Here is an 18,232-nt window from a genome sequence, read left to right on the forward strand (position 1 = left end):
GTTATTGAGTTTTAGCTGCGGTTTCGGCTGGCACAGCATTAACTGGTGCGCCAGGGGCTATTTTTTGTAAGCCTTCAACAATTAATTGATCGCCATCATTTAAGCCACTTGTCACTAACCAGTTAGCACCTACTGTACGGTCAGTTTTTAATACTCGCGCTTCAACAGTGTTTTCTTTACTCACCACCATCGCTGTAGGCTCACCTTTGCTATTACGACTAACACCGCGTTGCGGTGCTAAAATCGCATTCGCTTTTACGCCTTCAACAATCACCGCTCTCACATACATACCTGGCAGTAATAGCTTTTCAGGGTTTGGAAATTCAGCGCGCAAAGTCACTGAGCCTGTACTTGGGTCTACCGTCACTTCAGAAAACTGTAAAGTGCCCTTGTGTTGATACGCTGAGCCATCTTCCATTTTTAATTCAACTTCTGAATGGATTGCTAAATCTTTATCAAGCTCACCATTGGCAATCGCTTTTTTCAACCGTGTTAATTCGCTGCTTGATTGGGTTAAGTCAACATAGATAGGATCAAGCTGAGTAACGGTTGCTAATGTCGTTGCTTGATTCGCACTGACCAAGGCGCCGGCCGTCACATTAGATTTGCCAATTTGACCGCTAATAGGCGATAAAACTTTACTGTAATTAAGATTAATTTGGGCTGTTTTCAACTGCGCTTGTGCAGTTAGTAAGTCTGCTTGAGCACCTTTGTAGTTAGCATCTGCTTCATCATAGTCCTGCTGGCTAACTGCTTTTATTGCTAATAACTCTGAATACCGCTCTGACTTTGCTTTGGCATTAGCAATACTCGCTTGTGCTTTAGTGATCGCCGCTCTACTGGTCGCAACTTGCGCTTCAAATGTAGCTGGATCGATTTGGTATAACGCCTGACCTTTTTTAACTTCGGCACCTTGAGTGAATAAACGAGATTGAATAATACCGTTTACCTGAGGACGAATTTGCGCCACTTGAGACGCGGTTACTCGCCCAGGTAGCTCCTTAGTGAGCGTTAATGATTGGCTTTTTAATGTGATGACGCCAACTGGAGATGGTTGTTGCGCTTGCGCACTAGCCTGCTGAGTTTGATCGCAACCAGATAAAACAACGGCACTTGCTAAAGCGGTAACAGTAAAAAGAACGACGCGAGAACGCTGCATGTTAACTACCCTTAATTTAGAATGAACGATCATTCTAAATTAATTCATTAAACTTGCCAATGCTAATTGAGAATTATTTTGCAAAGATGTTAGGGTATGTAAAGGGCTGTAAAAAGGCTTGACTGCGCGATAAAAATCAGAGCAACTCGATAACTAAATAAACGCGTAAAAACCGCTTAAACGCAGAATATAAAATACCGCCAGATGAGTGAGGTGTTAAGTGGAATAATCATCGCGCTGCTTAGTATCAGTAGCACGTACACTACAACATCACCGATACTAGCGTAAGAGCTGAGTGAGGTTAGCACGTTAAAATAAGCTGCTTACGACATAAGCAGCTTATCTAAAAGCTTACTGAATCGTTGTAACAGTCACGTTAAGTTGCGTAATTGCACAACCATAACGGCTTGAATTTAATCGCTGATATTGGGTATTTTTGCTGGCATTTAAAGTTACTATAAACTCATCTTGCTGGCCTACCGCTGACTGCTCATTACTTAAACACATTGCTTGGGTTAGAGAGCGTAATTTAGCATCGCTAAGTATGTTATTAAAACGCTGCACCGGCAAAGGCGGCATTTTAATCGCAGGCAAAACGCTGTCTATAGTACGTTGGCTTAATTGGTAGCCTTGGGGTGTTACATCTATAATCGCACCGGCTGGCCAAAATGAATAATCAAAACTGTATTTATCTTTGCCCTTATTTAGATGGACTACCCCATGCTTACCTAGCACTGTCACAATCGTACTCTGTTGTGATTTTATCAACACCAAGGCTGTCGTTTCATCAACACCAAAGCCATACTGTTGCCCTGTTTTTGCAAGCAATGTCGCTAAACGCACAGTACGATTTCGCTCACTAAAGTGGGTATCGACTATACCTGCACTAAAGCTGCCCAACCCACCATTAGTTTGATAAGTTAATGCATCTGCGCTTAGCCCTTGGCTACAATCATCTTCACAACGTTCACTCGGTGCAGAAACGGCATGCGCACCATCGCGTAATGCAGCTAAACTAGTGCCATTGGTGATCATCGCAACACTACCAAACTGGTTACTGCCACCACTTTGAATGGCTGTGCCTGCACTTGTACCTACCAACAACGGACGTGTACGTATAGCATCAAACCATGGATACGGCTTGCCCGCATCATCAAATAACACTTTTCGAGTTAAACTTTGGTCGCCACCATTGAGCATAATACCTGTTGCAGATTCGATTTTTGCAACTAAATTATCAACACCCGCGTCGCATAATTGTTGCTCTGCTTGAATACGATCAGGGTAGATTTTGTGGCGATTAAACACCTGCATATTTTGCTGGCGAAATTGCGCTAGTTTTTCACATTGTCCAGTTGTGATTGCTTGCGCTAATGCCGGCGTTAATGCAAGCCAGGTACTTTTAATACCATCAAAATCCAGTAGGCCTTCGTAAAAGTCAGCCGATTCATAAGGGTCGCGACTCGATGCTGTGATAGCTAATAAGCTCGGCTGTTCACTATTTACTTTAGCGGTTGCGGAAATAAAATTAACAATATCGTTAGCAGCAGGCTCATTATTTTGTTTACTTTGCACCGTTTCTTTTATGCGCTGGCCTTTAGCATCTACAACCGCCACTTCCAGCATATCAGTCACAAAGTTATATTCTCGGTCAGTTAAATTATTGAGCGAGCGGCTATCTAAATCCCGCCAAGCCCACAGTAAAGAGCCTTTATCGATGAGATCAGGCTGTTGCTTGGCAATTTTTGATAAAACCCGCAAGGTTTCATTGCGATTATTAGTACTATCATCAGGCCATTGGCTTTTTATTTCTCGTAGTGCTTTGCCTGTCAATTGAAATTGATTCGCTTTTTTTCCTATTAATGATGTTTTTTCAATGCAATTTTTAGGACTTAAACTTGAACAAGTCGTCAAGGCGCCACCGACTAACAGCAAGGTTTGCTCAGTTTGATTTGCAGATATATTCGCCGAAAAAGCAGCTATTGTCAGTATAAAAGCGGCAAAAAAACCACATTTAGAGCTCTTTGCAAGATGTTCCCGAAAGTTTTCCATAATGTTATACTCATGTAAAAAATGATAAAAAATAGCTTGCAGTAAAACTTTATGCTTGCTATAAAAATAAGGAACTTTTAAATCGCGAGTAAGCTAGCACCCAAATACTAGCTTTGTCAAAAACCTTTTGGATTGGAATTATGTTTAAAAACGCAACATCGCTGTGTACATATTTCTACTCTCCTCACTACCTTTCGGAGTGGTTTGACGAGTAGCCACTACCTCATATTCTCTGTGAGGGGCTAACTGTGTCTATCGATCACGGCCCTGTCTAAATAATCAAAAAATAAGCACTGTACAGTACACCTGTGCTTAAAATAAAGACAAAGGTAAACCCATATGTTTCGTCAATTAACAATTGCAACGGCAATAAGCGCAGTGCTTTGCCCAACTTTTTTGTATGCGCAAGAAAACACTAAAGCTGAAAACATTGAACGAGTAGAAGTCACCGGATCACGTTTAAAAGGCGTCGATCTTGAAGGAACGATCCCATTAACGGTATTAGATCAAGATGCCATCAAACGCTCTGGCGCCAACACGATTCACGAATTACTAAAGGATTTGTCCGTATTCAAAGGTGGTAGCGGCACTTTTTCCACCTCAGAAAGCGGTGGCACGTCAACCTCAACCCCTGCGGGGCAATCTGCTGCAAGTCTTCGTGGCATGGGCCCATCAGCCACATTAACACTGATTAACGGCCGCCGAGTTGCGCCCAGTTCATTCGCTGCTGGCACGGAAAACTTTGTCGATGTGAACTCAATTCCACTTGCAGCTATCGAGCGCATTGATATTCTTGCAACCGGTGCATCAGCGGTTTACGGTGCAGATGCCGTAGCAGGTGTAATTAACTATATTTTAAAAGATGACTTTGAAGGCGCTGAAGTAAACGCATCCTACGCAAACAGCTTTAACAGTCATGATGAAGGTAAAAAACAACTTAACCTAGTATACGGTACAAAAATTGGTGAGAGTAACTTAACGGTTTTTGCCGATATTTTTGACCGTAACGCCTTTAAAGCCACCGATCGTGATTTCACGGCATCATCGCCACTAGTGAATAGTTATTCGTACTTACCAAAACTTGAAAACGCACCAAATATTTATTATTACAGCTCGCGTGATGGGAATGAATTGCCAGCGCCAAATTGCCAAACTGAATTAGTTACAACTGAATTTGGCGAAGACATTTGTGCCTATTACCCAAATCAAGACGATTATCTGGATACGCCATTTGAGAGTCTCTCGACTGGTTTTATGTTCAATAGCAGCTTAGGCGGTCTTGAGTGGCATACTGACTTTTTCTATAGCCAAACAAAGGCAAAAGCGTACTCGTCACCCTCACCGATAAATCAAATTAATGATGAAGATGGCCCTTTCATTTTAGAAGATGCGTTGTTCATTTATGATAATGCAGATGGCAGTAATGATTTGATCGATCAGTTGTATATTGACCCATTTGATACGCAAGCTGGCCGCGAAGTTTATGGCTTTGGCTTTGATGCGCGTTTTAATGCCCCTCGTACTGTTGAAGTAGAAACTAAAAACTTCCGCTTAGTGAGCAGTCTTGCAGGTGACGTTGGTGACTGGAGCTGGGAGTCAGGCGTGACCTTTTCTCGCTCAAGCTCTGAGCAAGAAGCCATTGATGGTGTTTACAATCGCTATCAATTTCATGCTGCCATTACTGGTGAGCTATGCTCAGACGGTACATTAGCAAACTACGACGGCGCGAACCTTAACTGTGTATCTGGCGATTTACTGCCATTTTATAATCCATTTGTGCAAAGCGATGCCGCCAACGATGCGGTTTTAGCAACGGCACAGGCACGGCCAACCCGCAGTGGTGAAAGCACCGTATACGGCTGGGATGCAAACTTTAACGGTGAACTATTCACCTTTAATGATTTACCCGCTTATGCATCATTTGGAGTTGAAGCCCGCCGTGAAGAATTGACCGATACTCCATCACTTGACTCACAAGCACGCCCTGAAGACGGCTACTTAGTGGATGTATTTGGTTTTGGTTCGAGCTTATCAGCGGCTGATCGCACTCAATACGCGGCGTTCGCTGAAATAAGCGTTTCATTGACCGATCAAGTTGAGCTACAGGCGGCAGGACGTTACGATCATTATGACGATTTTGGCGGCACCTTTAACCCTAAAATTGGCTTAAGCTACCGCCCTACCGACTCGTTAGTGTTACGTGGCTCATGGTCTACGTCATTCCGTGCCCCTTCACTTACGCAAGCTGGTGTTAAATTAAGAACCACCCAATCAACCTTCGATTGCGGTGCTAACCAAGCAGTATCTGATCTTTATTGTATGGGCCAAGGAACAGAGGTAAGTGTTAACTCACTCGAGCTTGGTAATAAAAACCTTAAAGCAGAAGAATCTGAAGCTATTAGTGTTGGTTTTGCTTGGAGCCCAAGCGCTGATACTAACCTAACCGTTGATTACTGGCAGTTTGATCACGAAGAAGTGATTGATACTAATATGACTGCGGTGCTAGATCGTGCTATTACTGATGCATCACTGCGCCATTGCGGTATTGTCCCAGAAGGTCAACAAGGTATTTCTTACGATAATAGGTTATGTGGTGTCTATGACGATAGCGGTTTAAACATCGAGCAAGATGGTGCCAATCTAAATGAAATTTTAGTTAACTATATCGGTGAAGATAATGAGGATAACGAAAATAACGAGGATAACAGTAAAAATCCTAAAGGTTTTTATCCCCGCTCTGGTGAGGATTTTCTACCATTATTTCGTGACCATGTTATCCCACTTGAAAATACCGGCACACAAACATTAGCAGGGATTGATATTAAGTTTGATCACCGTTTTAGGCTTTCAGGTGGCGATTTAACATTCGCTTTTGACGGCACTCACTATCTTGAATTTGAGCGTAATAAACCAGGGTCTGATGCAATTGAAAAGTTAGTGGGTACATATCGCTATCCTGAAAACATCGGTCGCATGTCAATCGATTGGGAAGCACAAAGCTACTACCTAAACCTTGGCGCAAACTATACCAGCAGCTATGAAGATGACATTGAAGGACTTAGAGGCCGTGAAATTGCTGAACTGGAGAGTTTAGGTAAACTTGACTCACAAGGTAAGCATCAAGTTGACGATTGGCTTGTGTGGGATTTATCTGCAGGTTACTACGTCAATAAAGCCCTTACCTTAAGAGCGCGCATTGATAATATTTTTGACAAAGAGCCGCCACAGCTATACGGCTCAAGTCGTGGTTTTGATTCTATAAACCATAATGCTTATGGCGCGCGTTATACATTTAGTGTCAGCTATCGCTTTTAAAAATTACACGCGCAGTGCTAGCCGCTGCGCGTAACACCATCCAAATTGCACTAAGTGGCTTTGCTTTGTAGAGTAAGGTCACTTATTCAAATAAACTTCGTGTTAAAATAAGCAGGTGTGCGGCTTAGTCTAAGCAGCCTATGTCTTTGCGAAAAGTGAAATTATGAAAAACAAACAATTTACTATGCCTGATGCAAGTATCATCTTGTTATCAGTTGCATTAATTGCCTACTTGGCAACCTTGTTTATTACTCCCGGGATGTTTAACGCCCAAAAAGATAGCCACAATGTTGAGCTTTCTCAATACCAAACAGTGGCTGTAAGCGAGCAAACGCCGCTGTTTGCTGAAGGCGGTGAAATTGGTCTGGCAAATGTGTTGTTTGAAGGTTTAGTCTCGGGTGACAAGTACGGCGCAACCATCGGTGTCATGGCGTTTATATTAATTACCGGCGGCGCGTTCGGTATCATTATGAAAACAGGCGCAATTAATAACGGAATTATGGCGCTTATTAATAAAACACAACGAATTGAATGGCTGTTTCTGCCATTATTATTTGTGTTATTTTCATTAGGTGGCGCAGTATTTGGCATGGGCGAAGAAGCGATTGCTTTTTGTATTGTGCTACTGCCAATAATGAAACAGCTCGGCTATGATGCCAAGGTTACTGTTTTAACTACGTATGTTGCCACACAAATTGGCTTTGCAACGTCTTGGATGAATCCTTTTAGTATTGCAATTGCACAATCTATTGCCGAAATACCGGTTTTTTCTGGTGCAGGTTTTAGAATGATCGCGTGGGTTGTGTTTACACTATTTGGTTTACTTTTTACTGTACGTTATGCCAACTCGATCAGAACCGTTAACACCGCGCAAAGCGACTCCCCTACTGATATAAAATTAGATACCGCCGATAAACTGATCTTGATTACTTTTATAGCCGGTATTAGTTGGGTTGTATGGGGTGTGATGGCGCGCCAATATTATATTCCAGAGCTGGCTGCACAGTTTTTTTGTATTGGTGTGATCAGTGCTTTTATCGCCAGTATTTTTAATAAACAAACGGCTAATGAAAGTGCAGATGCATTTAAACATGGCGCACAAGAATTGTTGCCCGCAGCTATGTTAGTCGCTCTTGCTAAAGGGGTGGTATTACTACTTGGTGGCAGTGATTTAAATACACCATCAACCTTAAATACATTACTTTATCATAGCGCTAGTAGTATTGCAGCGGTACCAGACTTTGTTGCGGCATGGGGCATGTTGTTGTTTCAAAGTGTGTTTAACTTTTTTGTTTCTTCAGGTTCTGGTCAAGCTGCCATCACTATGCCACTGATGTCACCCCTGGGCGATTTACTCAATGTATCACGACAAATTGTGGTATTAGCTTTTCAGTTTGGCGATGGCTTAACCAATATATTCATTCCAACCTCAGCGAGTTTGATTGGCTGTTTAGGCATTGTGAAACTTGACTGGAGCGAATGGGCTGCCTTTATTTGGCGCTTTACATTAGCATTATTTACACTAGCAAGCGGCTTCATATTTCTTGCTTATTTTATCAATTATCAATAAAAAGACTTCACTATGTTGACATTAATTCGAGGTGCAAACCTTTATACTCCAAGCCCTCAAGGGCAGATGGATGTACTCATCGCAGGTTCTAAAGTGATTGATTTTCGAACCGAGATCAAACTAGAAAGTAATACCGAAGTAAAAATTATCGATGGCCGAGGCAGTATTCTAGCACCGGGCTTTGTGGACTCTCTGGTGCATATTACTGGCGGTGGCGGCGAAGCGGGCTTTACCAGTCGCACACCGGAAATGAACTTAACCGATGCCACCTTAGCAGGTATTACAACCGTTATTGCAGCACTTGGTACCGACTCAAGCAGTCGCACACTCACCAACTTAGTGGCAAAAGCGAAAGGCTTGAAAGAGCTGGGGCTAAATGTATTTTGCCATACCGGCTCTTATCACCTACCCGCTAAAACACTGACCGGCAGCATAACCAATGACCTAATGTATATTGACGAGTTTATTGGCGTGGGCGAAGTGGCGATTTCAGATCACCGTAGCAGCCAACCCACCGTTCAACAACTCGCAGAGCTTGCCGCTGAAGCCAAAGTGGCCGGTATGTTAAGTGGTAAAAAAGGCATTATTAGCATTCATGTCGGCCCAATTGATAGCCATTTAGATATTTTGCATGACGTGCATAACAGCACTGATATATCACTCTCTCAGTTCTACCCGACACATATGAATCGCAATAAAGCATTACTAGATGCTGGTATAGACTTTTGCAAAGCCGGTGGCACCATTGATTTTACTACCAGTACCACAGAGTACGATTTAGCTCACGGTGAGTATGCTGCAGCAAAAGCCCTTGCTTATTGTTTAGAGCATAGTGTAGATGCCACTAAGCTTACAATGAGCTCAGATGGTCATGCAAGCTTACCTATTTTTGACGATGCGTTTAACTTATTGGGCCTTGAAGTTGGCAAAGAAGCCTCACTGCATGCGTCGTTCATTCAAGCCGTGCATGAGTGCGGCATCAGTATTGAACACGCGCTGATGGCTATCACCTCGAACCCTGCAAAAGTGCTCGGGCTTAACAAAGGCAGTATTCATCTTCACAGTGATGCCGACTTAGTTTTGCTGGATGAAAAAACCCTTGCTACAAAGTATGTTTGGAGTAATGGCAAACTCATGGTCGAGCAAGGTAAAGCGATTGTTAAAGGGCCATTTGAATAACTAATTGGGCAGTGAAGGGGCGAACTTTCGCCCCTTCACTGCTTAATAGCTTATAGCCCTGAAGGAACCTTTGACACCAACAACTGCTCAACTCTAATACCTTCTACATCAACCACTTCAAATTTAAAGCCCGCATATTGAATATACTCAGCGCGTTTCGGAATGCGCTTCATCGAGAAAATTAAATAACCGGCAACCGTTTCATAATGCATTTGATCTGGAAATTCATCTATTTCCAGTACTTTTGCTAATTCTATAATCGGTGTTAAGCCGTCCACTAGCCATGAGTTAGCGTCTCGTTCGATGATCAGTTCATCACCCGTATGAGTGATCAAATCGCCCATAAAGCCTTTCATCAGATCTTTAACGGTGACAATACCCACGACCAGTGCGTATTCGTTTACCACTACCGCAAAGGGCTTTGCAGCACCTTTAAAGGCATTTAATGCCTCTGACAAACTCAGCGTTTCTGGTAAATAAAAAATCTCTTTTTCGAGCATCTCGTCGTTAATATTGGCGGCATCGCCTTTGAGCACTTGGCGAAGAATATCTTTAGATTCAACTGAACCAATTAATTTATCTAAATTGCCATTACACACCAAAAAATGATTATGTGGATGATCAATGATTTTTCCCGAAATACTATCGCTGGCTTCGTTAATATCAAAGTAGACTATTTGATCCCGAGGCGACATGACACTGGATAAAAAGCGTGCTTCTAAATCAAATACGTTACCAATTAAGTTATATTCTTGCTGTTGTAAGCTGCCGTACTCAGCACCAGCATCCATCATCGCGACTATATCTTCGGTGGTGACGATATCTTCACGCTCTGCGGGTACTTTAAATATTCTTAAAATAACGTTGGTTAAGCCATTAAAAAACATCACTAATGGCGTTAAAGCAAAGGTAACCCAACGCATTATCGTGACTACGCGAACCGCAACGGCTTCTGGCAAAATCATAGCTAAGCGTTTTGGTAATAAATCAGCAAACAAAATAAATAATGAGGTAATGGTAAAAAACGAAATTAAAAAGCTAATTTGCGCTAACAACGGGCCTTGATAAACCATGACTAACACACTTTCTACATACGGTGAAAGTGCCTGCTCACCAACGATACCACCTAAAATAGCAATCGCATTTAAGGCAATTTGGATCATGGCAAAAAAAGCGCCAGGTTGCTCTTGCAGCTTTAGTACCGCAGCGGCTTTTGCATTACCTTCATCAGCCATTACTCTTAATTTAATTTTACGTGATGCTGCAATGGCGATTTCCGACATAGCAAACAACGCACTGATCAAGATCAACAAACCAATCCCGATTAAGTCACCCATTTATAACTCCAAAAATATGCGCTTTTATTAGCAAAAGCAGCTGGATTATAGACTCTTTTTTAGACACAGCAATTTATATTTAACTAATATAAATATTCTTTTATAAACAGTTAATTAAGTGAAGTTAGCAAGGCTATAAGGAGGTGAATACGCGCATTAACTCTGATTTTGAAATGTTATCAATGCCTTTATTACATGCAAAGTATAATGAGGGTTGTTTAACGTTAAGTTTTAAGACGGGTATTAAATTATCGTCTACCGGATGTTTACGCTGCTCAAACTCGGCTCGCTGTTTAGGAAGTGTCACTAAATCAATACTATTCTTGCGGCTGCTTACAATTTTAAAAATATTATCAAAACTATCAATGGGTAATAAATTTTTACCCTCTTCAAAACCTTGTGATAACAAATATTGATGGCTGTAATTATCTTTAAGTACCGCAATACGATATTGCTTAGCTTGCTCTAAATTTTGCAAGTTAATCTGTTTGGAGTTTAAGGCATAAAAGTAAGTATGCAACTGCGCCAGCTCGGCAATCCACAGTAATTGATCTTCTCGCTCAGGAGAGCGTGATACAGAAAAAATACAGGTTTGTGGATCACGTAGTGCCGTATTAAATGCGGTAGTCCAACTCTTTACTGTAATTGAATAGTCAAGTGATGAAGCCTCAAGCGCTTTGCGCACTTTATCAGCAACATGACCGGTGAGTTGATCTTTATCATTAAGGTACTGCGCGGGCGGAAAATGCTCGGTCACAATATGTAGCTTTGCTACACATTGCCCACTAAAAATAATAAATACTAAATAGATCCATTTACCCACCATTACCTCGCACTATTTAACGTTACGCATCATAACTTTGTGAATGCTTGTTCAATATAGCGTCAATCATCTGATAAGTGAATAAAAAATGAGCCAATGCTGACCCATTTGAAATGTAATAAAACAGCAGCGCTATCGATTCATGGCATTAATTAAAAAAGCGGAGATTTTTGCGCCTTCACGTAGCGTTGTTTCAGAGCTTGATTGGCCAACTAAAGAGCTATCTGTAAAGGGTGCTATTTCCATCATATCAGCGCCGGTGATCGGAAACTCATCCGCTAATGCGACTAAGATATCTAATGCATGCTGTGGTGTTAAACCATTCCCTTCAGGCGTACCGGTTGCTGATGCAAACTCTTCATCTAACGCATCAATATCAAAACTAACGTAAAGCTCATCAACATTATCAGCTTTAAGCTGCGCAATTACCTCTGTTGCTATTGCCTGCGCGCCACGTTCGATAATCTCATGGGCCCAATGTTGTTTTACACCAAAGGTTGATTCCCAATGCTGTTTTGGCTTACCGCTGGAGCGTATACCAAACTGAATTAGATGATGCGGTGCAGGTAAGAACTCTAAAATATGCGTACACCATGAGCCAAAACATAAATCGATGCCTAAACGCTCGACCAATAAGTCTGTGTGCGCATCAAAATGAATAATCGCAGTGCGTTTACCTTGCGCACGCTTGGCTTTTAAATACGCTTTGGTTAGCGGGTAACTAATTGAGTGATCGCCACCAATACCAAAAATACCTTTATCAGTAAACGTTGCATAAAAGCTATCGCACACATCTTCAGTAATTGATAGTGGACTTACGTAATACTCACTGTTTGGGTTGTCGTATAACGCTTTTTGACAATTACTGATTGTTGCATCATTGAGGTATTTATCGTGTAACAGGTGTGGAATAACCCGTACATCCCCTAAATCAAACGACTTAGCCTGAGGCTGCTGATCAATCAAAGTAGAGCGTAAAAATAATGGCCCCCAGTTTGCGCCACGTAAAATACCGCCGCCACAATCAGAGCTAATACCTAAAGTCACCGCTTTATGTTCACTGTGGTTTAGGCTATCAAGTGACTCGCGCCATAAGGTATCGACATTATCTTCTTGTCCATACAGTTTTATGCGCAGTGCTGCTTTACGCTCTTTTGCGGTATTCACCGTAAAAACACCATCTCCTGGTGGGCATAAACAGTGTTCAACTTTACTTTTAAATGTTTGCCATTGTGTGCTCATAACGATTCCTTACTGTGTTCTTTTGCGTAATTATGCAAAAAGAAAGCTGCTAAAAATAAATTTAATAAAAGCTTCATTTGCCATTATCGACTTAGCTAAATGCTCATAACCGAGCCAACAGCGCCTGCTAACAAATGTTTTATATTCATATAAAACATGTAGTTAACCTTTATTTTTTAACAGCGTATAAATTCAAATTATATGCTTAGTAAGATAGATATAGTGTCTACACGGACAAGTCAACCAGCATGGCTATTGCATCGTTCTTCTAGCTGCTTGATTATTCAAATGCAATGAATAAACCTTAATTTATAAAAACGGACATCCGTCCTGTACAGCATTTCGCATTCTGGTAATTATGCTAAATTGACAACGACTGTTTAAAAATTAATGTGGGAATCACGTTAAATTCAAAAGTCATAATTTCAAAAGTAATAAGGCTTCACTATGGAAAAGGTATTTCACTTAGGACTCACTCGTAACGATTTACAAGGTGCAACACTGGCTATTGTGCCGGGCGATCCAGATCGTGCTGCACGTATTTCTACGTTTCTTGAAAACCCAACATGCCTTGCTCAAACCCGTGAGTTTCATGTTTATTTAGGGCAACTCAACGGTCACTCGGTGGTGATCTGCTCAACCGGTATTGGTGGTCCCTCAACTTCCATTGCTGTAGAAGAACTTGCACAATTAGGCGTTGAAACGTTTTTACGTATTGGTACAACGGGCGCTATTCAACCGCATATTAATGAAGGTGACATTTTAATCAGCCAAGCCTCTGTGCGTTTAGATGGCGCAAGTCAGCATTTTGCACCCCTTAGCTTTCCTGCCGTATCAGATTTTTTTGCAACCCAAGCGATGGTTAATGCCTGTGGTCATTTAGGGATTGATTTTCATATTGGAATTACGGCATCAAGTGATACCTTTTACCCGGGGCAAGAGCGTTACGATACCTACTCAGGTTATGTACCAAAAGCGTTTCAAGGTAGTTGTGAAGAATGGCAGAAGCTGGGCGTAATGAACTATGAAATGGAATCGGCAACGTTATTTACCATGTGTGCAGCACTGGGCTTAAAAGCCGCCTGTGTGGCCGGCGTATTAGTTAATCGTACTCGCCAAGAAATCCCCAATGTAGATCACGGCGAGATTGAGAAAAAATCAGTCGCCGTGGTACTTGAAGCTGCTAAATTGCTACTGGCTTAACAGCTAAGCTGATACTTTGCAGTGCCGGTAAGTCAGTATAACTTGCCAGTACTGCTTGGCTTACCGTTAACTGATTTTCTTTCCCTTGCGTTTGTACCAGCTCAATCCCTTTAACAACATCTTTCGTCATCGCCAAGCCGGCTAAATGTAACTGGCTTATCGCACTTTGCAGTGGCGATAAACTAGGGCTATAGGCGGCATTTTCAGCGTAGCGGCCATAAAAATCACCGTTTGCAAAGGTGCTAATTTTTACCGCGCTGTAATTTTCAGAGTAAGGTACATACGCACTAAGCGCACAACTTAGCAAGGTTTTATCCAGTTCAGCAGTTGCAACAAACTGATGCTGTTGTGGAGCGGGATTAAACAAACTATACGGATTGCCTAAATCATTAGGTCCAAAAGCGTAAGGCAGTAAGTCGGCTAATTTAAACTGCTGTTTTGGCAATAGAATATCAAAGCTCTGCGCATCCGCTAATTCATTCATAAATTGACGGCAATAACCACAAGGTGCATCACTGATAGCAATTTTGATAACTTTTTTCGCACCATTAAGCCACGCATTATTAATAGCAGATTGCTCGGCATGAACCACTAAGCTTAATGCTTGCTGGGCAAATTCAACATTCGCGCCAAAATAAAAATGTTGCTCGCCTTGTGAATCGAGGCCGCACACTATTGCCCCTACAAAAAACTGGGAAATAGGTGCAACGGCAAACTGCGCTGCAATAGGAAGACAAGCACGTAATATTGCATCCACTGGCTGATCATGCTGTTGACATAGGGTTGCCACATCAGAGCTGGGTAAAATACCCGCATGGTGTTTTATTATAAGATACAACTGTTGTTGTTGCTCAGCACTGAAGCTAAAAACAGTGCCAGCTTGAGTCGGTGTTGTAGGCATAGACTAGTTTCATAATTGAATGGCTAACTAGTCTAAAAGGTTCAACGCTTAAATGCTAGGCTGATTTACTAACCAATTTTTAGCGCTAGTAAAACAATCGAAATTTTCTGCTTTGAGATCAAAACGTTTTGCCTTTTGTAAAAACAAATCGTGCATAAAACCGTCAAAACTAACGACCCTAGCAATAAAACAACTTGCTAACCAATTTGATACTGCAGGCATTATCGTTAGCAAATCACTGGCCGGAAATTTATGCGTCAACTCAGAAACATCAACGAGTAATTTATTACTGCCGTAAATAACTACATACTGCTGGGCTATTTGATAAAAGTTCATCACATCCTGTGCACTTGCCGTCCCTCTGAGCGTCATCATAATTAATGACGTGGATGCATCATACGTGATGCAAGTAGACACATTTGACATTTTACTACTCGGTAATTAATACACTTGCCATAGAGGCAAAACTGCGCACATTCTAGATAAAAAAACACTACAGTCAATATCTAACAATAAATCAGGTCAGACCAGGTTGATAATTCAAACTAAAGGATGTCTTTTGGTGCTAAAAAAACACCTTATTATAACCAAGTTATAACCTGCAACAGCTTAACGATAGGGCGTTTAATGGGGATAAATATAACTTACTTAGGAATATATGCGCCGAACCTTACCAGCACGGCGCACGGTTTGTGATCACTTTACCAACTAATGGACCCTCACGCTGTTAAATACCGCAAAGAAGTCCACACTTAATTATTAACTAATCAACCGGTATTACGCATACCTGCAGCAATCCCTGTCATAGTGATCATTAAGGCATTATCAATGTCACCTGAGCTACCTTCTGCCGCTTCGCGTGAACGCTTAAGCAGCTCCACTTGCAACACATTAAGTGGATCCGTGTACGGGTTACGCAAGCCAATAGACTCTTTGATCCACGGTTGATCAGCCAGTAAGCTTTGCTGCGGGCTTAATGATTGCACCAGTGCAATCGCCTGTTTAAGCTCTTGGCGCAGTTTATCGCCTAATGGCTTATATTGCTCCTCAACCAACGCATCATCATAATGCGCACTTAACCAACAGTCCGCTTTACTAAATACCATTTCCAGCATTTCTAAGCGGGCACGGAAAAACGGCCATTGTTGACTCATTTCATTAAGTGTCGCTACGCCGTACTTTTCAAGTGCAGCTTGTAACCCCGTTAAAGCACCTAACCATGCTGGCAACATGAGACGATTTTGACTCCATGCAAAAATCCACGGAATAGCCCGCAGGCTTTCAACGCCACCATGCGGATTACGTTTTGCAGGGCGCGAGCCTAGTGGTAATTTTGACAACTCTTGTTCAGGAGTGGCCATTCTAAAGTAAGGTACAAAGTCTTCATCAAAACGCACCACATTACGATAATGCTCGCATGATTTTTCGCTGATCAGCGCCATCACATCACGCCATTGCTCTTTAGGCTCTGGCGGCGGCAGTAAATTACTTTCAAGCACCGCACCGGCGTAAATATTTAAGCTTTCAAGGGCAACATTTGGCAAACCAAATTTAAAGCGGATCATTTCCCCTTGCTCAGTAACACGCAGGCCACCTTTGAGTGAACCTGGTGGCTGCGAGCGCAGGGCTTGCGCAGCAGGTGCGCCACCACGGCCTACTGTGCCACCACGACCGTGGAATAACACTAATTCTATACCGCGCTGCTCTGCCAGTTGCACTAGTTTATCCATCGCCTCATACTGTGCCCAACCTGCAGCCATCATACCCGCATCTTTGGCTGAATCTGAGTAACCTATCATCACGTTTTGTATGCCTTCAGCTTGACCTCGGTACCAGTTATTATCTAATAATTGGGTGATAACATCGCTGCCTGCGTTTAAGTCATCTAAGGTTTCAAATAATGGCGCAACAGGCAATTTAAAACTACAGCCGCTTTCTTTTAGTAACAGTTGTACTGCTAATACATCAGAGGCTGTGCGCGCCATGGAAATAATGTATAAACCAAATGTAGAGGCATCTTGCTTAGCAATGACATCAAAGGTGTCGAGTACTTCTTTAACGTCTGCACTTGGTTGCCAATGTTTAGGAATAAGTGGACGTCGAGAGTTAAGCTCGGCAAGTAAAAATGCTTGTTTGTCTTCTTCTTGCCATTGCTCGTAATCGCCTAAACCTAAATAGCGAGTTAATTCAGAAAACACATCGCTGTGACGCGATGAATCTTGGCGTACATCTAATTTAGCTAAACGGATACCAAAACTATTAATACGACGTAATACATCAAGCAGTAGGCCATTGGCGACCACTGCGATATTGGCTTTCAGCAATGAGCGATAACATGCTTCAAGCGGCTGTTTTAACTGCTCAATGTCAGTGACAATATCTTGTGCATCGGTGCGCTTATTCATAATTTTAGCACCAAGGTGCGCAACGGTTTCGCTCACTTGCGCTTTGAGTACTTTTAACACCGCACGGTACGGTTCAAAATCTTGCCCGGCGAGCTCGACTAATTCGTCACTGGCTTGCGACATTGAAAGCTCAGTACTTAGGGTATCGATATCTCGGCTATAGAGATCAAGCGCCATCCAACGACCATGGTCTAACACTTGCTGCGTCACTAGTGCTGTTACAAATGGATTACCATCACGATCGCCGCCCATCCAAGAAGTAAACTCAACGGGGCTATAATCATTTGGCAGCTCGAGATCAAGGTGCTCTTTTACTTCTTTATTAAAGTCTCGTAAAAAACGCGGAACAGCGTGCCAAAGGCTATTTTCGATAACTGCAAAACCCCATTTTGCTTCATCAATAGGGGTTGGACGTGAACGACGAATGTCGTCTGTATGCCATGCTTGGCTGATCAACTGTGCGATACGGTTTAAAATATTTTCACGCTCATAAGGCAGGTTATCGGTGCGCTCAAGCGCCGCTAAGCAATCACTTAATTCAACGTGTTTATTAATAATTGTACGGCGAGTTACTTCGGTTGGGTGTGCAGTTAACACTAAATTGATATGCAGTTTAGCTAAGCTTTCTGCAATTTCATTGGGATTTATTTTGCCCTGTTGCGCGTGACTCGCTAAGGCTTTTAAAGTTTGTGTTAACGGGCTTAGTTGGCAAAAGCCCACATCATTAAAACGTGAAATAGTGTGAAATTGTTCTGCAACATTGGCTAAATTTAAAAAGTGATTAAAAGCACGTGCCACTGGCAGTAACTCTTCATCTGTTAAAGCATGCAGAACATCAATTAAGGCATGGCGGTCTTGCTCGTTTCCTGTGCGTGATGACTTAGCTAAAGCGCGAATTTCTTCTACTTTATCTAAAATCGCTTGTCCTTGGGCGTCTTTAATTGTTTGGCCTAATAATTGCCCCAATAAATTAACGTTCCCACGCAAGGCGGCATATTGTTCACTCATTCCTGATACTCCGTTGTTGATATTTATACCATAAAGGC

12 protein-coding genes are annotated in these 18,232 nt (G+C 42.2%); 4 read left to right on the forward strand and 8 right to left on the reverse strand.

The window, feature by feature from the left end; translation table 11 throughout:
- Position 1: 1 nt before the first annotated feature.
- Positions 2-1,159 carry an efflux RND transporter periplasmic adaptor subunit gene (locus tag ACMVDV_RS21610; protein ID WP_416159622.1) on the reverse strand — a complete coding sequence of 386 codons (1,158 nt, stop codon included), beginning with the start codon at positions 1,157-1,159 and terminating at the stop codon, positions 2-4.
- Between the two features lie 351 nt (positions 1,160-1,510).
- Positions 1,511-3,211, reverse strand: coding sequence for a cyanophycinase (locus ACMVDV_RS21615; protein WP_416159623.1), 1,701 nt, complete (start codon positions 3,209-3,211; stop codon positions 1,511-1,513).
- Positions 3,212-3,550: 339 nt separating this feature from the next.
- On the opposite strand from ACMVDV_RS21615, the gene ACMVDV_RS21620 reads away from it, so the two are divergent.
- The 3 genes from ACMVDV_RS21620 to iadA all read left to right on the forward strand — a co-directional run bounded on the left by ACMVDV_RS21620 (position 3,551) and on the right by iadA (position 9,275).
- Positions 3,551-6,526, forward strand: coding sequence for a TonB-dependent receptor domain-containing protein (locus ACMVDV_RS21620; RefSeq protein ID WP_416159624.1), 2,976 nt, complete (start codon positions 3,551-3,553; stop codon positions 6,524-6,526).
- Between the two features lie 163 nt (positions 6,527-6,689).
- Positions 6,690-8,096, forward strand: a complete 1,407-nt coding sequence (gene yfcC, locus ACMVDV_RS21625) for a putative basic amino acid antiporter YfcC (protein WP_304181176.1) — start codon at positions 6,690-6,692, stop codon at positions 8,094-8,096.
- 12 nt (positions 8,097-8,108) lie between these two features.
- Positions 8,109-9,275: a beta-aspartyl-peptidase gene (iadA, locus tag ACMVDV_RS21630; RefSeq protein ID WP_416159625.1), complete on the forward strand. Its 1,167-nt coding sequence runs from the start codon at positions 8,109-8,111 to the stop codon at positions 9,273-9,275.
- A 50-nt stretch (positions 9,276-9,325) separates the two neighbouring features.
- Here the strand turns inward: iadA and ACMVDV_RS21635 are convergent, their stop codons facing one another.
- The 3 genes from ACMVDV_RS21635 to ACMVDV_RS21645 form a co-directional block, all read right to left on the reverse strand.
- Positions 9,326-10,612 carry a hemolysin family protein gene (locus tag ACMVDV_RS21635; RefSeq protein ID WP_304181173.1) on the reverse strand — a complete coding sequence of 429 codons (1,287 nt, stop codon included), beginning with the start codon at positions 10,610-10,612 and terminating at the stop codon, positions 9,326-9,328.
- A 133-nt stretch (positions 10,613-10,745) separates the two neighbouring features.
- Positions 10,746-11,438 (reverse strand): substrate-binding periplasmic protein, encoded by a 693-nt coding sequence (locus tag ACMVDV_RS21640; RefSeq protein ID WP_416159626.1) that lies wholly within the window; start codon positions 11,436-11,438, stop codon positions 10,746-10,748.
- 129 nt (positions 11,439-11,567) lie between these two features.
- Complete coding sequence (locus ACMVDV_RS21645; RefSeq protein WP_416159627.1) at positions 11,568-12,677, reverse strand: arginase family protein; 1,110 nt, start codon at positions 12,675-12,677, stop codon at positions 11,568-11,570.
- Between the two features lie 447 nt (positions 12,678-13,124).
- On the opposite strand from ACMVDV_RS21645, the gene udp reads away from it, so the two are divergent.
- Complete coding sequence (gene udp, locus ACMVDV_RS21650) at positions 13,125-13,880, forward strand: uridine phosphorylase (protein ID WP_416159628.1); 756 nt, start codon at positions 13,125-13,127, stop codon at positions 13,878-13,880.
- On the opposite strand, the gene cdd is transcribed toward udp, so the two are convergent.
- The 3 genes from cdd to ppc all read right to left on the reverse strand — a co-directional run bounded on the left by cdd (position 13,861) and on the right by ppc (position 18,194).
- A complete protein-coding gene (gene cdd / locus ACMVDV_RS21655; RefSeq protein ID WP_416159629.1) occupies positions 13,861-14,781 on the reverse strand; it encodes a cytidine deaminase in 921 nt (306 codons plus the stop codon). The genes udp and cdd overlap by 20 nt on opposite strands.
- Positions 14,782-14,829: 48 nt before the next feature.
- Positions 14,830-15,207, reverse strand: a complete 378-nt coding sequence (locus ACMVDV_RS21660) for a hypothetical protein (RefSeq protein WP_304182606.1) — start codon at positions 15,205-15,207, stop codon at positions 14,830-14,832.
- A gap of 341 nt (positions 15,208-15,548) precedes the next feature.
- A complete protein-coding gene (gene ppc, locus ACMVDV_RS21665) occupies positions 15,549-18,194 on the reverse strand; it encodes a phosphoenolpyruvate carboxylase (protein WP_416159630.1) in 2,646 nt (881 codons plus the stop codon).
- Between the last annotated feature and the right edge of the window lie 38 nt (positions 18,195-18,232).

Source organism: Pseudoalteromonas sp. ASV78, from assembly GCF_047806705.1.
Taxonomy (GTDB): Bacteria; Pseudomonadota; Gammaproteobacteria; order Enterobacterales; family Alteromonadaceae; genus Pseudoalteromonas; species Pseudoalteromonas prydzensis_A.